Here is a 22,730-nt window from a genome sequence, read left to right on the forward strand (position 1 = left end):
ATGCGGCGATCCAACAAGCCAGCCCCCACATTGACCGCCTCAGTCAGCGTCCCAGCGCGTCTTTCAAAAAGCCCGGGGCGATATAGCGCTGGTAATGCGCCTCCGACAGGATAAAAAACTCCCGATCAATCGCATCGCGCAGTTCCGGCAACGCCCAATCGCGAAACTCCGGCATCAGCACCATGCCATAGGCCTCCAGGTTGGAAATCACCCGCGCGCCGCGGGCGATCAACTGGTAGGCCCAGCAGTATTCGGACTGGTGCGGCACAAAGCGAATCTTGCGCTGCTCCAACTGCCCGCGCAGCATCTTGGGGTCGAAAACCTCCAGTTTGCCGGCCATCACCTGCACCAACAGCTGCTCAAGCCGCAGCCATACCGCACGTTTTTCCTCTTCGTTATAGCCGTTCCACTGGATCACTTCGTGGTGGAAGCGCTTGCAGCCTCGGCATACCAGATCGCCGTAGACCGTGGAGCACAGGCCGACGCAGGGGGTCTTGATGGTTTGGTTGGACATGGGCAGCGGCACACAACTCAGCGAAACGATGCGTCATGTTAGCCCTTTGTCTAAGGTTGATCACCCAGCAAACTTGGTTAGGCAACTTACCTTTAGATTTTTTTTGCCGTAGAATCATCCGGCCTTGTAAGGCGCCAATAATCCGCTGGAAGCTGTTTTCAAAGCGTCACGAGCACAGTCGTTCCTTCAGAACGGTGTTGGCGATGGTTATTACCCGGTAGGTAAATGCCAGCGCCAACCCTCATCAGCTCCGTTCTGCAGGCGTAAAACTTTGAAAGCAGCTTCTGTGAGGAATGCCGGCAGCGCTGGCTTTGCGGCCCAAAAAGCCCCCGAGCGCATGCGTGCCGTTCATTTCTGGATGAGCGTCCCGTGGGACCACTGATGAGGGTAATAACTGTGCTTGAAGCCTACCGCAAACATATCGAAGAGCGTGCAGCACTGGGTATCGTTCCCCAGCCGCTTAACGCCGAACAAACCGCAGGCCTGGTCGAGCTGCTGAAAAACCCCCCGGCTGGCGAAGAAGAATTCCTCGTTGACCTGATCACCAACCGCATTCCACCAGGCGTTGACGAAGCTGCCTACGTCAAGGCCGGTTTCCTGTCTGCCCTGGCCAAGGGCGAAGCCACTTCCCCCCTGATCGACAAAAAACGCGCTGTTGAACTGCTCGGCACCATGCAAGGCGGCTACAACATCGTGACGTTGGTCGAGCTGCTGGACGACGCCACGCTGGCGCCTGTCGCTGCTGCCCAACTCAAGCACACCCTGCTGATGTTCGATGCGTTCCACGACGTGGCCGAAAAAGCCAAGAACGGCAACGAACACGCTAAAGCCGTGCTGCAGTCCTGGGCTGACGGCGAGTGGTTCAAGAACCGCCCGACCCTGGCCGACAAGATCAGCCTGAGCGTGTTCAAGGTCACCGGCGAAACCAACACCGACGACCTGTCCCCTGCCCCGGACGCCTGGTCCCGCCCTGACATCCCGCTGCACGCCCTGGCCATGCTGAAAATGGCGCGCGAAGGCATCGTGCCGGACGAGCAAGGCAAGACCGGCCCGATGAAGCAGATCGAAGAGATGCGCGGCCAAGGTTTCCCAATCGCCTACGTCGGTGACGTGGTCGGTACTGGCTCCTCGCGTAAATCGGCAACCAACTCGGTACTGTGGTTCTTCGGCGACGACGTTCCTTACGTGCCGAACAAGCGTGCTGGCGGTTTCTGCTTCGGCAGCAAGATCGCTCCAATCTTCTACAACACCATGGAAGATGCCGGCGCACTGCCAATCGAGTTCGACGTTACCAACATGAACATGGGCGACGTGATCGACCTGTACCCGCATGCTGGCAAAGTCTGCAAACACGGCACCGATGAAGTCCTGACCACCTTCGAAATGAAGACCCCGGTACTGTTGGACGAAGTCCGTGCCGGCGGCCGTATCCCGCTGATCATCGGCCGTGGCCTGACCGAGAAGGCACGTACTGAACTCGGCCTGCCGCCTTCGACCCTGTTCAAGCTGCCGGAAGCTCCGGCTGAGAGCGACAAGGGCTTTACCCTGGCGCAGAAAATGGTGGGTCGCGCATGCGGTCTGGCAGAAGGCAAAGGCGTTCGTCCTGGCACCTACTGCGAGCCGAAGATGACCACCGTGGGCTCCCAGGACACCACCGGTCCTATGACCCGTGACGAACTGAAAGACCTGGCGTGCCTGGGCTTCTCGACCGATCTGGTGATGCAGTCGTTCTGCCACACCGCGGCTTACCCTAAGCCGATCGACGTGACCACCCACCACACCCTGCCTGACTTCATCATGACCCGTGGCGGTGTATCGCTGCGTCCAGGCGACGGCATCATCCACAGCTGGCTGAACCGCATGCTGCTGCCGGACACCGTCGGTACCGGTGGTGACTCCCACACCCGTTTCCCGATGGGCATCTCGTTCCCGGCCGGTTCTGGCCTGGTCGCATTTGCCGCAGCCACTGGCGTTATGCCACTGGACATGCCGGAATCGATCCTGGTGCGCTTCAAAGGCAAAATGCAACCTGGCATCACCCTGCGTGACCTGGTTCACGCCATTCCTTACTACGCGATCCAGGCTGGCCTGCTGACTGTAGAGAAGAAAGGCAAGAAGAACGCCTTCTCCGGCCGCATCCTGGAGATCGAAGGCCTGAACGACTTGACGCTGGAACAAGCTTTCGAGCTGTCCGACGCCTCGGCTGAACGTTCGGCTGCCGGTTGCACCATCAAGCTGTCGAAAGATTCGGTTACCGAGTACCTGAACTCCAACATCACCCTGCTGCGCTGGATGATCGGCGAAGGCTACGGCGATGCACGTACCCTGGAACGTCGTGCCCAAGCGATGGAAGCCTGGGTTGCCAACCCTGACTTGCTGGAAGCCGATGCCGACGCGGAATACGCTGAAATCATCGAGATCGACCTGGCTGAAATCAACGAGCCAATCCTCTGCGCACCAAACGACCCGGACGATGCCCGTCTGTTGTCCAGTGTTGCCGGCGAGAAGATCGACGAAGTGTTCATCGGTTCGTGCATGACCAACATCGGTCACTTCCGCGCGGCCGGTAAGTTGCTGGAACAGGTCAAGGGTCAGCTGCCAACCCGTCTGTGGCTGTCGCCGCCGACCAAGATGGACGCTCACCAACTGACCGAAGAAGGCTACTACGGCATTTACGGCAAAGCTGGCGCGCGCATGGAAATGCCGGGCTGCTCGCTGTGCATGGGTAACCAGGCACGGGTAGAGCCGAACTCGACCGTTGTGTCGACCTCGACCCGTAACTTCCCGAACCGTCTGGGTGATGGCGCTAACGTTTACTTGGCTTCGGCTGAGCTGGCGGCAGTCTCCTCCACCTTGGGTCGCCTGCCGACCGTCGAAGAGTACATGGGCTACGCGGCCAAGCTGGACACCATGTCCGGCGAAGTTTATCGCTACCTGAACTTCGACCAGATCGCCGAGTTCCGTAAAATCGCAGCAAGCGCAAACATCCCGGTGCTTCAAGCCTAAGGGTGTGTTGATGTAAAAGACGCCGCGTATCGCAAGGTACGCGGCGTTTTTTATGCCTGGAATACAGCCTCCACCCCAAAACACCTGTGGGAGCGGGCTTGTCGGCTCGCCACAGAGGGATGTGACGCTCTGCGTCACGCTCAGCACACTCAGGGCCGGGTCTGCAGCGCCAACTGCACAGCGCCGTCAACGCTCAACCCACTGAGCAGGACCTGTGGCGCAACCGCTTCCGGCAAGGCTTGCAGCACTTCCAGCGCCTCATGCCGTACGCGCGCCAGCACCAAGCGCTTGCCCTCCCCGCGCACCTGCGCAAAAAACGCCGCCAGCGCTTCGATACTGGTGCCGTCCAGGTCGGGCGACTCCTCCAGGCTCAGCACCACCGTCTCGACTTTTGACTGACGCATCAGGCGCAACGCCGCACCCAGGATGCGCTCGGCATTCGCAAAGAACAGCGCCTCGCTGGGCCGCACGATCAACAGGCCGGGCACCGCCACTGCATCGGCATGATGCTGACAATCAACAAAATCATGACTGTCGCCCAGGCGCCCAAGCACCTGGATTTCGGCCGCCGACATCTGGCGTAGCATCAGCACCACGCTGATCGCGACCGACACCAGCAAGCCATCCAGCACGCCCAGCACCAACACCGCCGCCACAGCACAGATCACCAGCAACCGGTCGCGCCGCCACACAAAGTAGCGCCCCAGGGGCTGCAGGCTCAAACCACGGCCCAACGCGTAGATGACGATAGCCGCAAGCACCGGCTCCGGCGTCAACGCGACATACGGCAACACCGTCAACACGATCACCAACACCACCAACGCCGCAACGATGCCGGCAAAACGCGAGCCCGCGCCGGCCGCCTCATTGGCCGAGGTTGCCGAATAGCCCGCGCCGGCCGGCATGCCGTGAAACAACCCGGATATCAGGTTCGCCGCACCCAGCGCCAGCAAGTCACGATTGGATGACACCCGGTCGCCATGTTTAAGCGCGAACGAACTGATGGAGCCGTAGGACTCCGCATACAAGATCATGACCAAGGCAAACGCCAACTCGCCCAGGCGCAGCCAGTCGGCGAATGGCAGAACCGGCAAATGCCCCAACTCCAAACGCAGGTCGATCATGCCGATCAAGCCCACACCGTGGGCCTGCAGGTCCAGGTACTGCCCGACGATGATTCCCAGGATCACCACCAGCAGCCCGCCCGGCAGGCGCGGAATACGCGCGCACAGCCACAACACCAACAATGCCGCCGCCGCGACCAGCGCCGCCGCCCAGTTCCAACGCGGTAGCTGCTCCATCAGCTGCGGCAGAAAACGGATCAGGTTGTTGTCGCTCAGGTGCACACCGACCACGCTGGCCAGCTGCTTGAGGATGATGGTCAGCGCCAGGCCGAAGGCAAACCCGCGCAGTACGGGTTTAGCGATAAACGACGTCACGCCGCCGAGCTTGAACAGCCCGGCCAGCAAGAAGAGTACCCCAGTGATCAGCACCAGCCCGAATGCCAGGGACAGCCTCAGCGCGGGATCATCACCCGCCAGACTTGAAGTGGCTGCCGCCAATACCGCCGCCGAGGACGAGGTGGCCGAGACAATTGCAAAACGGCTGGTGCCGAACAGGCCGTAACACACCAGCCCGGCAAACAAAGCGATAACACCCGCCTGGGGCGGCAGCGCAGCGATGCTGGAATACGCCACGGCTTCGGGCAGCAGCAAACCGGCAATGGATAAACCGGCGAGGATGTCTTGTGTACGATTGTTCGGTGCAACAGCCGGCGGAATGCTTTCAGTTTTCAATCGAACCAACCCATCCTGGCAAATAGCGTGCTTCCTGGCTGCGCGCCAGGGTCATGGCCTTACCCAGCAGCTTGGCGTTTAACTGGCTGACCACATCGCTGCCAATACGGCTACGGAAGAAATCCGCCCACAGGAACTCGCTGAACGGTGTCGCGTCCTTGGCGTAACCACCGGCCGTGCGCAACAGGCCCGCGAGGCTGCGGTAAGGGTCGTCCTGCAGGTCAGTAATCTTGCGCGGAATGGCTTCATAGGTACGCCGCAGGCCGCGCGCATCATAGGGGTGCACCCATTGATTGAACGCCATGACATTCCAGAACGTGCTGCGCTCCACGAACGACAAGTCCTTGAGCATCAGCAGCGACACGCTTTTGACGTCTTCCAGCAACAGCGCCAGGCCGAAATGGTGATGGTCGGTGATGTAATAGCGCCCGTCCGGCCCCAGTACACAAGGAAACCAGTGCTTGTCGAGCGCAGCGGCGCGCTCCTTGCGCTTGAGCTTGGTCCAGGCCTCACGTTTGCTGGCGACTTCAGCCATGCCCACCGTCAATTGAGTGGGGTGCAACTTTTCCAGCTTGCTTGTGACCAGTTGCGGACGGGGCCGGGCCATGAGTGTCTCCAAAAGGGAACCAATAAGCCGACAGCTTAGCCCGCATTGCCGGGCCGATTTTTTCGTACGCAAAAAAAAGCCGATTCGCGCAGTACGCGAATCGACCTTGTTGTGTGCAACCCGCTACAACAGATCCTTTGTGGCGAGCGGGCTTGCCGGCCCGCTCGCCACAACAGCGCTCACAAGCAGCCCATGCTGCCTTCAGGACAGCAGCGAATAGATCAACGCGGTAATCGCGACCAAGCCTACGGCGGTGACAAACACGTTGGACGCCTGCCCACGGTACTTGGCCATGGCCGGCACCTTGCGGATCGCGTACATCGGCATCAGGAACAGGATCGACGCGATGATTGGGCCGCCCAGGGTCTCGATCATGCCGAGGATGCTTGGGTTGAGCGTGGCGACGATCCAGCACACCACCAGCATGAAGGCAGCGGTCATGCGGTCCAGAGACTTGGCCGCCGGGCGGCGACCGGTCTTGAGCACCAGGCCCTTGAGGCCTTCACTGGCGCCGATGTAGTGGCCCAGGAACGACTTGGCAATCGCTACGAACGCAATCAACGGCGCGGCGAAGGCGATGGTCGGGTTATCGAAGTGGTTGGCCAGGTACGACAGGATCGACAGGTTCTGCGCTTTCGCTTCGGCCAACTGCGCCGGCGACAAGGTCAGCACGCAGCTGAACACGAAGAACAGCACCATCACCACCATCAACAGGTGCGCGCGGCACAGGATCTGCGAGCTGCGCTCATCGGCGTTGGCGCCGTACTGGCGCTTCTGGTCCACCGCGAAGGCCGAGATGATCGGCGAATGGTTGAACGAGAACACCATCACCGGAATCGCCAGCCACAGCGTGTTGAGCAACGCCGAGGGGGCCGGGACTTGATTGGCGGTACTGAGGATGCCACCGGTCCAATGCGGGATGAGGTACACCGCCAGGAACAGCAAGGCGACGATAAACGGATACACCATCAGGCTCATGGCCTTAACGATCACTTGCTCGCCACAACGCACCACGGCCAACAGGCCGAGGATCAGCACAAACGCCAGGATCGCGCGTGGCGGCGGCATGATGTGCAGTTGGTGTTCCATAAAGCTGCTGACCGTGTTGGTCAGCGCCACGCTGTAGATCAGCAGGATCGGGAAGATCGCGAAGAAGTACAGCAAGGTGATCAGCGCACCGGCCTTAACGCCGAAATGTTCTTCAACCACGTCGGTAATGTCGGAGCCTTCACGGCCGGACAGGACGAAACGGGTCAGGCCGCGGTGGGCAAAGAACGTCATCGGGAAGGCCAGCAATGCCAGGATCACCAGCGGCCAGAAGCCCCCGAGGCCCGCGTTGATAGGCAAGAACAAAGTGCCGGCGCCGATGGCGGTGCCGAACAGCCCGAGCATCCAGGTAGTGTCCTGGCGGCTCCAGCTTGTGAGGGTTGCAGGTGTCGTTGCATAGCGTTCGTCGACGCTATTGGCCTGATCATTCATCCGGTCGGATCTCCGCATTTCCACAGCCGGGACGAGTCAGAAAAACCTGACAGGCAGCGCCCCAGCCATAACAAGCGCGCGATTGTCCGGGATTCTCGTGAATAAGCAAAGACTTAGCTGAGGAGTGGTTATGCGGTGCGGCCGTTCAAGGGCGGCCGCAGGCGACGGTTTCACACGGTTTCAGGATTTTTGGACTATCTTCACGATCCTAGGTTAGCTGGCCTCACAACGACAGAAATCTTGGACTTTCTGCCGTATGGAGGGGGAGATGAACCCTTGCGAATCGGTGAAATTGAAGCTTCCCTTTTAAACACCTTCAGCAAAACGGCGTTCAAAAAAGAGCCGACATTTAGAGCCGAAAACTACCCATCTGCTTCGTCAGGTTTTCGGATAGCCCACGCAGCGTACGACAATCTTCGCGACAGCGTTGCACCTCGCTATTGGTGGTGGTTGCAAGGTCGGCGATCCCCTGTACATTACGATTGATCTCCTCTGTTACTGACGATTGCTCTTCCGTGGCAGTCGCCACTTGGCGGTTCATATCGCTGATGTGCTCAATCTGGCTGGAGATAGTTTGCAGCAAGCGGTTGGTACTTTCGCTCGCCTCAACACCGGTACCGGTGGCTGCTTGGCCAGAACTCATTGAGCTGACTGCGGCCTCCGCGCCTTGCTTGAGGTTCTGGATGATCCCCTGAATTTCGTCAGTAGAACCCTGAGTACGTCCAGCAAGCGTGCGCACCTCGTCAGCAACAACCGCAAAACCTCGGCCCATCTCCCCTGCCCTGGCAGCCTCAATAGCAGCGTTCAGGGCCAACAGATTGGTCTGCTGCGATATCCCACGAATAACGGCCAGCACCTGATCAATCGTCGCTATTTGTTCGGCCAACGCACTGACCGATTTTGCTGCATGGCCAATGCCGTCGGCCATTTGCTCGATATGCACCGTCGAACTGCCAACCATTTGGCTGGCCTGTTGAGCTTCGGAGCGAGCGCTGTTTGAGGCCTCCGCTGCGCTGCTGGCATTACGTGCAATCTCTTGCACCGTCAGGCCCATTTCATGCACCGCCGTGGCGACCATATCGGTCATCTCATTTTGCTGCACCGCTCTCTCGGCCGTCCCTTCAACAACCTGCGTGACTTGGCCAACCGCGACATTGAGTTGTGCGCTGGTTACCAGTGCTTGGCCGATCAGCTCCCTGAGCTTTGTACTCATCACCCGGACACTAGACATCGCGCTATTGGCGGGCGCGTCGGGAATCAGAACCCCGAGGTTGCCATTGGCGATTTCGCTCAAAATCTTATCCAGCACAGCGGGTGTACCACCCAGTTGCGCTAGCATTTGCTTTCGCCCGAGCATAACCAACAGAGCAATTTCCAGGATCAACGCCAGGAGCACGGCAATAAACAGGTTCTGGAACAGAGACAGCGTATTATCCGCGACGGTGACCTGTTGATCGGTACGTTCCTCCACCAAGCCGAAAAACTCGTCAACGGGCTTCATGATTTGCCCTTTGAACTGGTGATATTCGCGGCCGTGCAACAGGTCACGCGCCAACGCCAAATCAGGTGCAGCGTTGATTGAGTAAGTGCCCTGAGGGTCAATGAATTTACCTTTGACGGCATTCATTGCCTTGGTTTCAAGCTGGACCAAACCGTCGGATTTATCCTGAGCCTCTTTAAGCCTCGCAAACTCGACATCGTTGAAGCCCGCACGACGCATGAGCTCATTCAATGCAACTGTTTCACCATCTGGCCTTGGTTTCAGATTGCCGGCAGCAACAAAATCCCAGTAGATTCGATGGTATCCCTCAGGTCTAGGGGCTTTACCGTTGCGGATCTGCAGAACCTGCAGGTATTCGCGTTCGTACTCAGGATCGGCCGTGACGGCATAAGTTCGGGCCAACCGCGTCAGGTCATCAGAACTCTGCCGCAACTCATCTGCCAGTAAGTAAGAGTGGTAGCGCTTTTCGCTGGAGACCAATAAGTCCTTGGAGGAGAGCTTTATCGAGTAAAACGTATAAACCAAAGCCACGAATGTTATGGCGATCAGAATCAACAAGCCGTAAAGCGTCCGCGATGTTTTAGCTGCGTTCATAGCGCTATGAGTCCTAGGGAGGGGACAAAACCAAGCCACACAACGGCGGCAATTCTCGGATCATTAGCAGAAGCTATGCAGTGACATATCGGAGTCTAGGCGCAAGTCGGGTGCTCAGGTAATTTTTAATTCATGAATAGTTGCAACCATCACTTGACAACGCAGCACTAGGACGCGAACAGATTAATAGTGAGGTATTAGGCGCCTATTGAAGACATAGCGATTGCTAAGCAGGTATTTTCAGCACGCTTCGATGTGATCCCGCTGTTGGGTTGACCACGCTGTTCGGCCTGTCAAACCGGTGGAGGGCTGGAAAACAGCTGCTGGGTATGGGCGAGTTGCGCACTTAACACGGAAGGCCTGGCGAAAACGCCCTTAATACATGGCGCATCGGCCGCGTTTTCCACCTGCCGACGCGGTGCGACACGTTTATCGGAGCCCCCCTTATAACTCCAAACTTTCAAAAAGAGCCAAATAAAAAATTCAGACATACTTTTCCAAACCAAGAATCCGCAACAACAGCTGTATATACATGTTACGGAAATACACATACCTGTTGAGCAGCGTCTGAGTTCCTAACTACTCCCCAACCCTCACCGAGTGCAAAAAAATGATTCTTATTTAACACCTTCAGGCGCTCTAACAATACAAAGACTCACTACGGTTTTTGCCGGACTGTTTCTTGCTGGAATATTTAGCTCACCCGAAACTTACGCAAAACAAGGGGAGCCAGGATCAGACGTCTATACGCTGGCCTCTTCCCCTCAGTGGTTGACCACCAAAGTCTGATAACGCGGTCATGTTAACGGTGTTTCTTAAACATGATCAGTCACGGCCGTTAAGCGCACTGAAAGCACAACTGGCCAAGCAGGAGTTTCACGCAGTATTTCCTCCTGCCGGAGTGGAAGTCGTCAGTTGGAATATAACCATGGGCATCGGGCAGGTCATCGTCCTGCGCCTGGCAGAAGTCACCCTGGCGCGTGCGGCAGTGGCCCGTCAGACGAATTCCTGGAAGCCACACGAACCAAGCTGCTGCCCGTGAAGAATTCGGAAGCGACCGTTGACAGCCGCGCGACCACGCCAGCATGATCGGGCCATGAACCTTATTCAGCTGTGCCTCACTCGCACCACCACCACGACCGCTTATGGCGGGTCGTGCGGTTGCTGTGGGTGCTTGAGCTAGAAACATCCCGGATACAACCCAAGGCCCCGCCAGCAATGGACGGGGCCTTTTTATTGCCCCGCCACCTGGCCACTGCAAGGAGCAAGACCATGGCAAACGCCCTGCTGATCATCGATATGCAAAACGGTTTATACGATGGCCCGGACAAACCCTTCGAACGCGAACGCGTGCTGGGTACCATCAACCAACTGATCCAGCGCGCCCGCACAACCAACGCGCCGATCTTCGTGGCCCGCCACACCGGCCCTGCCGGCTCACCGATTGAAGCCGGCAGCCCTCTCTGGCAGCTCTTGCCCGAGCTGAATGTCGACGAGGCCCGCGACCACCTGTTCAATAAAACCCGCCCCAGCTGCTTTCTAGGCACCGATCTGGCGCAGCAACTGGCGGCGAAGCAGGTGGATGAACTGGTGATTGTGGGGATGAAAACGCAGTTCTGCATCGACACCACCTGCCGAGTGGCGGCTGAGTTGGGGTTTTCAGTGGTGTTGCCGGAGGATGGCCATACCTGCATGGAAACCCCACTACTGTCAGCCGAAGCAATCATCGCGCATCACAATGCGACCCTGGCGGGGGCGTTCGTAAAGCGGGTCAAGGCGATCGATGTTGCCTGGAGCCAAAACGCTCAGCTATCCAGCTAAACAGTCGAAACCCCGAGACTTGCATTGCGCAGTTCACCATTGATGGCGTTCTGCGCAATATCCAGTTTTTCGACCAGCTCGGCAGTCTCATGGGCGGTCAGCACAAGAACAGGCAGGTCCCAGTCGTAGTTCTTGATGACATTTATACGAAACCCGCCAGTGGCATCAAATTCCGGGTACCAACCCACATCCAGTAACAACCCCCCAGCGAATTCCACTTGGAGCATATCTTCCTTCAGCAGCCCGGTTTGCCTTGCCACGGCTACATCCTGCAAGCGCGACAGATCATCATGGGTGACCGTGCCGCCGGTAAAATTAAGCGGGATCAATTTGTTAACCTCCTGAATTCCTGTTCAGAAATGGGATGACCGTGAACAGCGCCGGCACTCAGCTCGATCCGAACCCAGCGACTGAGCTTGCCCTGACTGGCGCCTACGCAGTATGGAAACTCCATCACTCTCCAAGGCTTTCCATTCGTGGTGGGTATGCCATTTTTTATAGGCCTCTCTCTCAAGCATTTCAATAGCGATGCTGGGCCTGTACTTGGCTGGGCCGACAAGCGTATTCGCAATCACCGCATTCCACGGCACCAGCGTTGAGGGGCTGTGTTTGTAACCGTAAGGTGTCGATTCGATCTCATCGTGTGTGGCAGGAACAAGCACCCATGTCGTCTCTGCTGAAGGGAAAGTCGACAAAGTCTGGCGCAGTAAATAGGTCCTGGATGGGCGGTCTGTAAATTCAGAATGGCCTTACGAAAGAAGAAAATTTTCTATCTGAACAAAACGTTCCGTCTTACAAATCCCGCATACTCATCCTCTCAAACCCTTCAGGAAGAGCCTTCCGATGACCACCACTGTTCTGGTCCTGGTTGAAACCATCAACGAATACCTGCAAATCATCGAGAGCAATGATTTTCATGTGATTCTGGCGCCGACGCCGGCGGAACGCGCCCAGGCGATCAAGGCCCACGGTGGGCAGATCAAGGCGGTGCTGACCCGTGGCCCGCTGGGGCTGTATGCCGAGGAAATCGCCGCACTGCCGCTGCTGGAGATCATCTGCGTGATCGGTGCCGGCTACGAGCATGTGGACCTGCAGGCGGCGAGCAACCGTGGGATCGTGGTGACCAACGGCGCCGGGGTGAATGCGCCGTCGGTGGCCGACCACGCCATGGCGTTGCTGCTGTCACTGGTGCGCGGTATTCCCCAGAACGACGCGGCCGTGCGGCGCAGCGAGTGGCCAAAGGTGATGCGCCCTTCCCTGGGCGGCAAGCAACTGGGCATTCTGGGGCTCGGCGCGGTGGGCATCGAGATCGCCAAGCGTGCGGCCCTGGGCTTCGGCATGGAGGTGAGTTATCACAACCGCCAGCCCCGCGATGATGTGGACTACACCTACTGCGCCACCGCCGTGGAATTGGCGCGCACCTCGGATTTTCTGATACTGGCCACACCCGGCGGTGCGAGCACCCGTCACCTGATTGATCGCCACGCCTTGGACGCGCTGGGGCCGAACGGCTACCTGGTGAACATCGGGCGCGGCAGTGTGGTGGTGACCGACGATCTGGTGGCAGCTCTTGAGCAACGGCGTATCGGCGGTGCAGCGCTGGACGTGTTCGACGACGAACCCAAAGTGCCCGATGCCCTCAAGCGCCTGAGCAATACCGTGCTCACCTCGCATGTCGCTGGCCTGTCGCCGGAAGCCGCCCACGACACCGTGCAGCGCGTGGCCGACAACTTGGTGGAGTATTTCGCCGGTCGGCCCGTGCTTACACCCGTAAACCTGCCGCCACGCAAACAATAGCGTTTAGCCAGCACCGACGCGAAACCTGACTACACTGCTCTGCGGGTATGCTCAGGACGTCGGTGCATGACCGGCGAAGGAACGCAGAATGTTTGGCCATGGACTCGGCCCGGCCCGCCAACGCGGGGCCATCGGCTTGATCGGCGCGGTTACCCTTGGGATCGCGCTGTTGTTTATGTTGCTGGTGGTCGACAGCGGCCGCTTGTACCTGGAGAAGCGCAAGTTGCAGCGCGTGGCCGATACGGCGGCGCTGGAAGCGGTGAGCCGCAGCGGCAAGTGCGCGGCGCCGACTAACAATGCCACGCAGTTTGCGACTGAAAGCGCAGCGCGCAACGCCTTCAAGGTCGACGCCAATCGCACATTGGCTGTCGCCTGCGGCACCCTGGCCACCGGTGCGGACTTTATGCGCACCTTCAGCGCCGACCCCGCCAAAACCGATGCCATCCGGGTGATTGCCACCCACCGTGTGCACACCAGCCTCGCCCATGGCTTGCTCATGCTGTTCTCGGCTAAACCCATCACCATGATGACGCTCTTGAGCGCCACGGCGGTCGCCGCCGCGCCGACTCCGACGGTGGCATCACTCACCGTGCGCAGCACTTTGCTGACCGTGGACAGCACCAAGTCCGTCGCCCTCAACGCCCTGATCGGCGGCTTGCTGGGCGGCACGTTGCAACTCGACGCGGTGGGCTGGAACGGCTTGATCAACACCAATATCAGCTTGCTCAAGTACCTGGATGCCTTGGCCATCCGCTTGAACGTCAGCGCCGGCAACTACGACCAGTTGCTCAAGACCGACGCCACCGTCGGCCAGTTGATCCAGGCCGCCATCGATGTACTCATGCTGGGCGGTGACGCGGTCAAGGTGGTGATCAACAACCTGGAAGCCATCAAACTGATCGCGCCGGGCACGCAGATCCTGCACTTGGGCGACCTGATCAACATCCAGAACGGCACGGACAAAAGTGCGCTGGATGTGAAGCTGCAACTGTTCAACCTGATTCAGGGCTTCGTGCAGCTGTCGAACAAGGCCAGCGCGGTCGCCGTGGAACTGCCGGTGGATGTGCTGGGGCTGATCGGCGTCACCGTCAGCACCAAAGTGATTGAGCCGGCGCAGCTCTCAAGCATCGGCGACCCGAAGAACATCGCCACACAGCCCATCTTTGTCCGCACCGCTCAAGTGCGCACCCTGATTTCGGTGAAGTTACCCATCGTCACGCTGGTCAACAATGTGTTGGGTGGCGTGGTGCAAGCGCTGAATGACGTGCTGGGCGGCCTGTTGGGGCTGCTTGACCCCAATTGTTGCCTGGTCACCAGCCTTGAAATCGGCGACAAACTCGACATTGCCCTGGAAGCCGCCGGTGGCAGCGCCAAGGTCAGCGGCTACAGTTGCGACGGCGATAACAAGGCACTGTCGGTGCTCGGTGAAACCTCGGCCTTACGCGCGATGATTGGCCAGGTTGATCCCAAGAATCTGTTCTCGTCCACCCAAACACTGCAAGTCGACGAGTACCCGGTGGTGGATATCGGCACCAAGACCTGCAAGCGCGGCACGGGAGTCTGTGGCGACCGACAGGCATTCGCGGCCGGCGGGCTGGGCATCCGCGTCGACAGCAGTGTGGCCCGAACCCAACGCGCACACACCTACACCCACCCGCCGGCGGTGAATCAGCCACCGACGTATTATCAGTTCGCCGCCTCGAATGTGGTCAGCAGCCTGAGGGAAACACTCACCGGCATCCAACTGATCAACCACCCGCCGAAAATGGCCAGCCTGTTGGGCGTCGTGCTGGGCATCGTCACAAGCCTGCTCAACGGCTTGCTCTCGACCCTGGGCGGGCTGATTGCCGGGCTGCTCGGCCCGCTGCTCGACCCCATCGTCAACAACCTGCTCGCCGGCCTTGGCATTGACCTGGCAAAAGTTGAAATCGGTGCCAACCTGTCCTGCAACCCCGGTGGCCGGGCGATGCTGGTGATTTGAGCACATCAGGCCCGCTGATCATCATCCAACACGCTAACCTATTAAGCCGCCCCGACCTTGTCGCTGGGCGGCGGTGCGCATTAGATTAGCCAATAGTCCAAGGCCTTTAGAATAAGCAGAAGGGATAAGCATGGCGCTTAACGACCAATCGACCCAGATTCGCCCAGGCGAAGAACTTGATGCCAGCCTCATCGATCCCTACCTCAAGGCCCATATTCCGGGCCTGCACGGCACGGTCAAGATCAGCCAGTTCCCTGGCGGTGCGTCCAACCTGACTTACTTGCTGGAGTACCCGGGCCAGGAATTCGTGTTGCGCCGCCCGCCCTTTGGCCACAAAGCCAAGTCCGCCCACGACATGGGCCGCGAGTACCGCATTCTCAACCAGCTTAAAGACGGCTTTCCTTATTGCCCCAAAGCCTACGTGCATTGCACCGATGAATCGGTCATCGGTGCCGAGTTCTATGTGATGGAGCGGGTCAACGGCATCATCCTGCGTTCCGACCTGCCGCCGGAACTGGGCCTGGACGCGACCAAGACCGAAGCACTGTGCAAAAGCTTTATCGACAAGTTCGTCGAGCTGCATCAGGTGGATTACGCGGCCTGCGGCCTGGCCGGCTTGGGCAAGCCCGAAGGCTACGTAGAACGGCAGATTCGCGGCTGGAGCGACCGCTACGAAAAAGCCCTGACCCCCGACGCCCCGAGCTGGGAAGCCGTGCGCGCCTGGCTCAATGACAAGATGCCGGCCGACCACCCGACCTCCAGCATCGTGCACAACGACTACCGCTTCGACAATGTGATCCTGGACCCCAATAACCCGATGCAGATCATCGGCGTGCTGGACTGGGAACTGACCACCCTGGGTGACCCGCTGATGGATTTGGGCAACACCCTCGCCTACTGGATCGAAGCCGCCGACCCGGCCCCGGTGCAACTGATGCGCCGCCAGCCGAGCAACGCCCCCGGCATGCTCACCCGCCGCCAGTTCGTCGATTACTACGCAGAGCGCTCCGGCATTCAGATCGACAATTTCGACTTCTACTACACCTACGGCCTGTTCCGTCTGGCCGGCATCGTGCAGCAGATCTACTACCGCTTCTTCCACGGCCAGACCCAGGACAAACGCTTTGCGCAGTTCATCCACATGAACACGCTGCTGGAGCAAATGAGCCTGAATGTCATCGGTAAATCCGCACTCTGACGGCAAGAACTCTATCTTGAAGAACAAGGAACCCCACATGTCCAAGACCCACCTGTTCGACCTCGACGGCAAGATTGCTTTTGTGTCCGGCGCCAGCCGCGGTATCGGTGAAGCCATCGCCAAACTTCTGGCCCAGCAAGGCGCCCACGTGATCGTCTCCAGCCGTAAGCTGGAAGGCTGCCAGCACGTGGCGGATGCGATCATCGCCGACGGCGGCAAAGCCACCGCCGTGGCGTGCCACATTGGTGAAATGGAGCAGATCACCCAGGTGTTCGCCGGCATCCGTGAACAGTTCGGCCGCCTGGATATCCTGGTCAACAACGCCGCGACCAACCCGCAATTCTGCAACGTGCTGGACACCGACCTGGGCGCGTTCCAGAAGACCGTGGACGTGAACATTCGCGGCTACTTCTTCATGTCGGTGGAAGCCGGCAAGCTGATGCGCGAGAACGGCGGCGGCAGCATCATCAACGTGGCGTCGATCAACGGGATTTCCCCGGGCGTGTTCCAAGGCATCTACTCGGTGACCAAGGCCGCGGTGATCAACATGACCAAGGTGTTTGCCAAGGAATGCGCAGCGTTCGGCATTCGTTGCAACGCCCTGCTGCCGGGCCTGACCGACACCAAGTTCGCCTCGGCGCTGGTGAAGAACGATTCGATCCTGAAGATGGCCTTGGCGCAGATCCCACTCAAGCGCGTGGCCGATCCCAGCGAAATGGCCGGCGCAGTGCTGTTCCTGGCCAGCGATGCCTCCAGCTACACCACCGGTGTGTCGCTGAATGTGGACGGCGGCTTCCTGTCCTGATCAAGCGTTCGGCGGTTGCTGACGAAAACTCACCGCCAGGCGGTTCCAGCCACTGATGCTGGACACCGCCATGGTCAGGTCCACCCGTTCCTGCTCGCTGAACTCCAGGCGCACCGCCGTAAACAGTTCATCCCCGACGCTTGAGCGTCGCCAGCGTTGCCACCAACTCGCTCCAGGCCAATGCGGCTTTCTCCCGCGCGGTAAAAAGGCGATAACCTACAAGGTGGGTGAATCGTCTTATGAAAAAGCTGAGGTGCTGACGCCGCTTGCGCGGTAACCCCCACACCACAAGGTCAATGTGGGAGCTGGCTTGCCTGCGATTGCGGTACATCAGACACAGATGCATGAGCTGCCCCACCGCTGTCGCAGGCAAGCCAACTCCCACCGTTTGAATGGTGCTGGGTACGAGGGCTCAGGGCCGTTTGAACTCCCGCCGCAGTTGCTCGATCAGCGGTCGGCAAGCACAGCCGTCCAAGTGATCATTGACCATCCCCATCGCCTGCATCAGCGCATACATCGTGGTGGGGCCAACAAAGGTCCAGCCGCGTTTCTTCAAGGCCTTCGACAACCTCACCGAAGCCGGTGACGTCGGATTACCCGTCCAATAAGCCATGTCCACCATGGCCGGGCGCTCCTCCTCGCTAGGCTCAAACGCCCAAACCCACCGCGCCAGCGAGCCAGTTTCATCCACCAGCTCACACGCCCTGCGCGCATTGTTGATGGTGGACACGATCTTCGCCCGATTGCGCACAATGCCGGGGTCCTGCATCAGCCGCTCAATGTCCGCCTCGCCATACCGCGCCACGCGACGAAAATCAAAGCCCTCAAACGCCACCCGGAACTGCTCGCGCTTGCGCAAGATGGTGATCCAGGCCATGCCCGCCTGAAACCCCTCCAGGCAAATCTTCTCGTACAGCTGGATATCATCCGCCACCGGCACGCCCCACTCGTGGTCGTGGTAACGCGGGTATTCCGGCGCCGCTGTGCGCCAGGTGCAATGCGTCTGCCCTGCGTGCGTGGTCAGTCCTGGTCTGTCCATCGATCACCTCGCCAATCTTGCCGCGGATGATAAGCGAAAAAATTTCCAAACCACCAACCGCTCAAGCATCACGCTTACCGACCAACTGGTCAGACCGGAACCTGTCAACCGTCCAATATTTACTTGTGATTTCAAAAAAACCCAGCGTAGACTGGCCACGCACTGGACTTACCGGTAAGACCACAACAATTAAGCCCTGGAACCACCAGGGCACCGAATAGAGATCCCTCCCATGCTCAGATGGTGCTCGCGTTCGATTTTCCTGCAAGTCGTGATTGGCCTGATGCTCGGCATCGCCTGCGGCCTGGCCCTTCCCGAATTCTCCTCGCAACTCAAACCCCTGGGTGACGGCTTCATCAAGCTGATCAAGATGCTGATTGGCTTGATCGTGTTCTGCGTGGTGGTCAGCGGTATTTCCGGCGCCGGCGACTTGAAGAAAGTCGGGCGCATCGGCCTCAAGTCGGTGATCTACTTTGAAGTGCTGACCACTGTTGCGCTGGTGATCGGCCTGATCATGGCCTTCAGCACCGGCATCGGCACCGGCGCCAATATCCACCTGGAGCAATTGTCCTCCGCCGGCCTGAATGAACTGGCTGACAAGGGCCAACATATCCGTGGCACCAGCCAGTTCCTTATGGACCTGATCCCCAACTCGGTAATCGGCGCCTTCGCCGACAACAACGTGCTGCAAGTGCTGCTGTTTTCAGTGCTGTTCGGCAGCGCGCTGAACTTGGTGGGCGAAGCCGCTTCGGGCATCTCGCGGTTGATTAACGAGCTGAGCCACGTGATCTTTCGCATCATGGGCATGATCGTGCGCCTGGCGCCGATTGGCGTGTTCGGCGCCATCGCCTTCACCACCAGCACCTACGGCCTGGATTCGCTGCAACACCTGGGCAGCCTGGTAGGCTTGTTCTACCTGACCTGCTTTGCCTTTGTCGGGCTGGTGCTGGGCCTGGTGATGCGCTTGTCCGGCCTGCGCATGTTGCCGTTGCTCAAGTACCTGCGCGAAGAGTTGCTGATCGTGATGGGCACCGCCTCATCCGATGCGGTGCTGCCACAGATCATGCGTAAACTCGAGCACCTGGGTATTGGCAGCTCAACGGTAGGCTTGGTGATTCCGACGGGGTATTCATTCAACCTCGACGGTTTCTCGATCTACCTGACCCTGGCCATCGTGTTTATCGCCAACGCCACCGGCACCCCGCTGTCGATGACCGACTTGCTGACCATCCTGCTGGTGTCGCTGATTACCTCCAAGGGCGCTCACGGGATTCCGGGCTCGGCGCTGGTGATTCTAGCCGCGACCCTCACCGCCATCCCGGCGATTCCGGTGGTCGGGCTGGTGCTGGTGTTAGCGGTGGACTGGTTCATGGGTATAGGCCGTGCATTGACCAACCTGATCGGCAACTGTGTTGCCACCGTGGCCATTGCCCGTTGGGAAAAAGACATCGATATCCAGCGCGCCAACAAGGTGCTCGACGGCCAGCAAGGCTATGCCTTCCAGGCCAAGAAGCCGGTGCTGCCGGCGCATCAAGAGTTTTAAGCGATTTCATAAACAACACAGATCCACTGTGGGAGTTGGCTTACCTGCGATAACGGTGGGTCAGCAATAGAGATGTTGACTGACCGTCAGTCATCGCAGGCAAGCCAGCTCTCACACTGGATCGTCACAAGACTCACCATTGTATTTGCACTATCAAGGAGACGTAGACGTGATCAGCACCTCAACCGTCGTCAATTCAGTCGTAGAAAAACTGCGCGCCGCACTCAAGCGCGGCCAGTGGCGGCGTGGCGAAATGCTGCCCGGCCAGCGTGAACTGGCCGAACAAATGGGCATCAGCCGCCCAAGCCTGCGTGAAGCGGTGATCGTGCTGGAAACCCTGGGCCTTGTGCGCTCGATGCCCGGCAAAGGTGTGGTGGTGCTGGAAACCAGCGTCAGCGAACCGCAATCCAGTGACGCCGTGGCCGATGCCAGCCTGGAAGACATCCTGCAACTGCGCTACACCCTCGAGCCGTTCATTGTCGGCCTGGTCGCCCAATCCATCAGCAGCAAGGAAGTCGGCCAATTGCGCCTGACCCTGATGGACATGCGCGAAGCCCTGGATGCCGGTGACGCCGAAGCGGGTATGAACGCCTACATCGGTTTCCACGAAGAACTGTTCGCGCTGACCTCCAACCCGATCTTCCAGAACGTGGTGCAACAGACCAGCAACGCCCTCAAGCAAAGCGCCCAGGTGCTGCGTAACTCGCCCGAACACCTGGCGGAACGCCTGCAGGAAAACGAGGCCGTGGTGCGCGCTATCCGCAACAAGAACAGCGCCCTGGCCAGTGCCGAGATGCGTCGGCACATCCTCCAGGAAGGCCTGCGCATGGGCATTCGCTTGAACATCCCGGACGACCATCTGGGCAGCTGAATTTTTGGAGACAGGCCATGACCGCCCACGCCCTGCAACGCCACCCCATCCTCCCTGCCCTGCGCCTGGTGGCAGGCAAAAAGCCCTCGGTGGATGACATCTACCCGCGCTTGTTCGACGCCATACTCGAACAACGCATCGCGCCCTCCAGCCGGTTTACCGAAGAAGGCCTGGGTGAAACCTTTGGTGTCAGCCGCAGTGTTATTCGCCGTGTATTGGCAAAACTGTCTCACCAACAAGTCATCATCCTGCGCCCCAACCAACGCGCTCAGGTGGCAGCGCCGGATGCCCAGCAAACACGGCAGATTCTGGAAGCGCGGCGCCTGACGGAAATCACCGTGGTGCAGCTGGCCTGTGCCCAGGCCACGCCGACGCACATCCGCCAGTTACGCGAACTGATCGCCCGAGAGCGTGAGTACATCGAGCGCGACCAACGCGGCCCGGCAATTCGGCTGTCCGGGGAGTTTCACCTGCAATTGGCCGCGATGGCACGTAACGCGCCCTTGGCGCAGTTCCTCAACAGCCTGGTGCCGCTGACCTCGCTGATCATTGCCCAATACGAGGCGCAAGCCTGTACGTATTGTGCGTGGCAGGAGCATGTGGCGATTGTGGATGCACTGGAACAACGTGATGTGACTGGCGCGATCAGCCTGATGACCCAGCACCTGGATCACCTGGAAGCGAAACTGCTGAAACTCAACTGACGGTCACCACCGCGTCGGTTTTTTTGCACCTTCAGGTGTCTTCTCGGTTGATCCACTTGGGCACGTTGGGCGCCTGATAACTCAGCACCGCGGCCAGCAAACGCTCCACGTTCGGTTCAACGATGAGCATGTCGCGGTGCACGGGTTTTAGAAACGCCTCACTGACAACCGTGTCGAGGAACGTGGCCAAACCGTCGTAAAAACCGTTGATGTTGAGCAAGGCGCAAGGTTTTGCGTGCTGCCCGAGTTGCGCCCAGGTCCACACCTCAAACAACTCTTCAAACGTACCGATGCCGCCGGGCAACGCGATAAAGCCGTCGGACAGCTCAGCCATCAGCGCCTTGCGCTCATGCATGGAGCTGACGATCCGCAGGTCTTGAAGGCCAGTGTGGGCCAGTTCTTTCTCGGCCAGGAACCCCGGCATCACACCGATCACTTCACCGCCACTGGCCAGCGCGGCATCAGCCACCGCGCCCATCAAGCCAACCGAGGCACCACCGTAGACCACACCGATACCCGCCTTGGCCAGCGCATGGCCCAGTTGAGCCGCCATCTCCGAGTACACCGGCAACCGGCCCGGGCTTGAACCTGAGAAAATACAAAGTCGCATACAGCCTCGCTTGATCTGGTTGTGTTGGAGTACAGCCCTCATTTAACGACGCTGATGAATCAGCACCAGGCCTATCCGCTCACGGCAGGCTACCGCATACATGACGTAATCGCACAACAGGGTTTATACGATAGAAAGGTTTTTTGCGTATTTACTGACAGCACAGATGACCAACTATCCGCACAATGCGGGCACTCCAGAAAGCCTTACACGCGGGTGAATACCTCTATGCATGCCCTGACCTTTACGCTAATCGCTGCCTTGTTCATTCCCTTTGCACAAGCAGGTGAGAAGGCCGCGACCGACACTCATGTCATCACCGATGCGAACCCTGTGTGGTTGCTTGAACGGCCCTACCCAGAAGGCCCGATGTTGGCCGCACGTACCTTTGGTGGCAGCGCTTACGGTGATCACCATATGAAGGCTAACCTTGTGATCAGCTGTCACCCGCAGAACCCAAACGCTGGCCTGTCGCTGGAGATCATCCCGCAATTACTGGGCTGGGACGCCGACCCATTTGAAGGCAAGGATGCCAGCGCAAATGGGCCACTGAGTATCACGACAGGCACACGCGCCGCCGTCGAACACATGGTCAGTGGCGTCTGGAATTACGGCGGGATGTTCCAGATGGGTTTGGTCTTTGAGCTCAGCATCTCTGTCCCGCGAGAGGAATTAGCCTACTGGGCCACCGATGCCTCGCGCGGGCAAACCCTGACACTTTCGTTGGCCCCCGCCACTGAGGGCGGCAAGCCGCTGACGGCATCGTTCTTATTGCCGGCAAACAACAACGGGTTGAAGAAAGCCATCCAGCCCTGCCTGGGGCCAGCCGGCGCGGCTAAACGCTAACCTGTGGAGATCAAAATG

Annotated in this window: 17 protein-coding genes and 3 pseudogenes; 11 read left to right on the forward strand and 9 right to left on the reverse strand. The window is 59.1% G+C overall.

Features of this window, described 5'->3' with window-relative positions; genetic code table 11:
* Nucleotides 1–43: 43 nt before the first annotated feature.
* Nucleotides 44–514, reverse strand: a complete 471-nt coding sequence (locus ACI77I_RS25555) for a DUF1289 domain-containing protein (protein WP_094953656.1) — start codon at nucleotides 512–514, stop codon at nucleotides 44–46.
* A gap of 396 nt (nucleotides 515–910) precedes the next feature.
* On the opposite strand from ACI77I_RS25555, the gene acnB reads away from it, so the two are divergent.
* Nucleotides 911–3,520 (forward strand): bifunctional aconitate hydratase 2/2-methylisocitrate dehydratase, encoded by a 2,610-nt coding sequence (gene acnB / locus ACI77I_RS25560; protein WP_406998937.1) that lies wholly within the window; start codon nucleotides 911–913, stop codon nucleotides 3,518–3,520.
* A gap of 149 nt (nucleotides 3,521–3,669) precedes the next feature.
* On the opposite strand, the gene ACI77I_RS25565 is transcribed toward acnB, so the two are convergent.
* The 4 genes and pseudogenes from ACI77I_RS25565 to ACI77I_RS25580 form a co-directional block, all read right to left on the reverse strand.
* The gene (locus ACI77I_RS25565; RefSeq protein WP_406998919.1) at nucleotides 3,670–5,316 is read right to left on the reverse strand and encodes a SulP family inorganic anion transporter; all 1,647 of its coding nucleotides are present in this window, start codon (nucleotides 5,314–5,316) and stop codon (nucleotides 3,670–3,672) included.
* A complete protein-coding gene (locus ACI77I_RS25570; RefSeq protein WP_242150182.1) occupies nucleotides 5,306–5,923 on the reverse strand; it encodes a ParB-like protein in 618 nt (205 codons plus the stop codon). Before ACI77I_RS25570 ends, ACI77I_RS25565 begins: the two co-directional genes overlap by 11 nt.
* 201 nt (nucleotides 5,924–6,124) lie before the next feature.
* Nucleotides 6,125–7,402 carry a serine/threonine transporter gene (locus ACI77I_RS25575; RefSeq protein WP_406998921.1) on the reverse strand — a complete coding sequence of 426 codons (1,278 nt, stop codon included), beginning with the start codon at nucleotides 7,400–7,402 and terminating at the stop codon, nucleotides 6,125–6,127.
* Between the two features lie 349 nt (nucleotides 7,403–7,751).
* Nucleotides 7,752–8,738: pseudogene (locus tag ACI77I_RS25580) on the reverse strand (methyl-accepting chemotaxis protein); the annotation flags it as partial.
* Between the two features lie 1,543 nt (nucleotides 8,739–10,281).
* On the opposite strand from ACI77I_RS25580, the pseudogene ACI77I_RS25585 reads away from it, so the two are divergent.
* Both ACI77I_RS25585 and ACI77I_RS25590 read left to right on the forward strand, forming a co-directional pair.
* Nucleotides 10,282–10,468, forward strand: a pseudogene (locus ACI77I_RS25585) (hypothetical protein); the annotation flags it as partial.
* A gap of 301 nt (nucleotides 10,469–10,769) precedes the next feature.
* Complete coding sequence (locus tag ACI77I_RS25590; protein WP_406998923.1) at nucleotides 10,770–11,318, forward strand: cysteine hydrolase family protein; 549 nt, start codon at nucleotides 10,770–10,772, stop codon at nucleotides 11,316–11,318.
* On the opposite strand, the gene ACI77I_RS25595 is transcribed toward ACI77I_RS25590, so the two are convergent.
* On the reverse strand, nucleotides 11,315–11,647 hold the full coding sequence (locus ACI77I_RS25595; protein WP_094952742.1) for a hypothetical protein: 333 nt from the start codon (nucleotides 11,645–11,647) through the stop codon (nucleotides 11,315–11,317). The genes ACI77I_RS25590 and ACI77I_RS25595 overlap by 4 nt on opposite strands.
* Before the next feature lie 514 nt (nucleotides 11,648–12,161).
* On the opposite strand from ACI77I_RS25595, the gene ACI77I_RS25600 reads away from it, so the two are divergent.
* The 4 genes from ACI77I_RS25600 to ACI77I_RS25615 all read left to right on the forward strand — a co-directional run bounded on the left by ACI77I_RS25600 (nucleotide 12,162) and on the right by ACI77I_RS25615 (nucleotide 17,099).
* Nucleotides 12,162–13,115, forward strand: a complete 954-nt coding sequence (locus ACI77I_RS25600; protein ID WP_094952743.1) for a 2-hydroxyacid dehydrogenase — start codon at nucleotides 12,162–12,164, stop codon at nucleotides 13,113–13,115.
* A gap of 88 nt (nucleotides 13,116–13,203) precedes the next feature.
* Nucleotides 13,204–15,096 (forward strand): pilus assembly protein TadG-related protein, encoded by a 1,893-nt coding sequence (locus tag ACI77I_RS25605; protein WP_406998925.1) that lies wholly within the window; start codon nucleotides 13,204–13,206, stop codon nucleotides 15,094–15,096.
* A 130-nt stretch (nucleotides 15,097–15,226) separates the two neighbouring features.
* Nucleotides 15,227–16,294: a phosphotransferase family protein gene (locus ACI77I_RS25610; protein WP_406998927.1), complete on the forward strand. Its 1,068-nt coding sequence runs from the start codon at nucleotides 15,227–15,229 to the stop codon at nucleotides 16,292–16,294.
* Nucleotides 16,295–16,331: 37 nt separating this feature from the next.
* The gene (locus tag ACI77I_RS25615) at nucleotides 16,332–17,099 is read left to right on the forward strand and encodes an SDR family oxidoreductase (RefSeq protein ID WP_094952746.1); all 768 of its coding nucleotides are present in this window, start codon (nucleotides 16,332–16,334) and stop codon (nucleotides 17,097–17,099) included.
* Here the strand turns inward: ACI77I_RS25615 and ACI77I_RS25620 are convergent.
* Nucleotides 17,100–17,304: pseudogene (locus ACI77I_RS25620) on the reverse strand (carboxymuconolactone decarboxylase family protein); the annotation flags it as partial.
* Between the two features lie 207 nt (nucleotides 17,305–17,511).
* Nucleotides 17,512–18,138, reverse strand: coding sequence for a DNA-3-methyladenine glycosylase I (locus ACI77I_RS25625; protein ID WP_406994752.1), 627 nt, complete (start codon nucleotides 18,136–18,138; stop codon nucleotides 17,512–17,514).
* 217 nt (nucleotides 18,139–18,355) lie between these two features.
* On the opposite strand from ACI77I_RS25625, the gene ACI77I_RS25630 reads away from it, so the two are divergent.
* The 3 genes from ACI77I_RS25630 to ACI77I_RS25640 all read left to right on the forward strand — a co-directional run bounded on the left by ACI77I_RS25630 (nucleotide 18,356) and on the right by ACI77I_RS25640 (nucleotide 21,256).
* Complete coding sequence (locus ACI77I_RS25630; RefSeq protein ID WP_176462990.1) at nucleotides 18,356–19,681, forward strand: C4-dicarboxylate transporter DctA; 1,326 nt, start codon at nucleotides 18,356–18,358, stop codon at nucleotides 19,679–19,681.
* Between the two features lie 169 nt (nucleotides 19,682–19,850).
* Nucleotides 19,851–20,552, forward strand: coding sequence for a FadR/GntR family transcriptional regulator (locus tag ACI77I_RS25635; protein ID WP_094952749.1), 702 nt, complete (start codon nucleotides 19,851–19,853; stop codon nucleotides 20,550–20,552).
* 17 nt (nucleotides 20,553–20,569) lie between these two features.
* Complete coding sequence (locus ACI77I_RS25640; protein ID WP_263273212.1) at nucleotides 20,570–21,256, forward strand: GntR family transcriptional regulator; 687 nt, start codon at nucleotides 20,570–20,572, stop codon at nucleotides 21,254–21,256.
* Between the two features lie 31 nt (nucleotides 21,257–21,287).
* On the opposite strand, the gene ACI77I_RS25645 is transcribed toward ACI77I_RS25640, so the two are convergent.
* Nucleotides 21,288–21,866: a TIGR00730 family Rossman fold protein gene (locus ACI77I_RS25645; RefSeq protein WP_094952751.1), complete on the reverse strand. Its 579-nt coding sequence runs from the start codon at nucleotides 21,864–21,866 to the stop codon at nucleotides 21,288–21,290.
* A 228-nt stretch (nucleotides 21,867–22,094) separates the two neighbouring features.
* Here ACI77I_RS25645 and ACI77I_RS25650 point away from each other — a divergent pair, with 228 nt between their 5' ends.
* Complete coding sequence (locus ACI77I_RS25650) at nucleotides 22,095–22,712, forward strand: hypothetical protein (RefSeq protein WP_406998929.1); 618 nt, start codon at nucleotides 22,095–22,097, stop codon at nucleotides 22,710–22,712.
* Nucleotides 22,713–22,730 lie beyond the last annotated feature (18 nt).

The organism is Pseudomonas sp. D47, from assembly GCF_045447305.1.
Taxonomy (GTDB): Bacteria; Pseudomonadota; Gammaproteobacteria; order Pseudomonadales; family Pseudomonadaceae; genus Aquipseudomonas.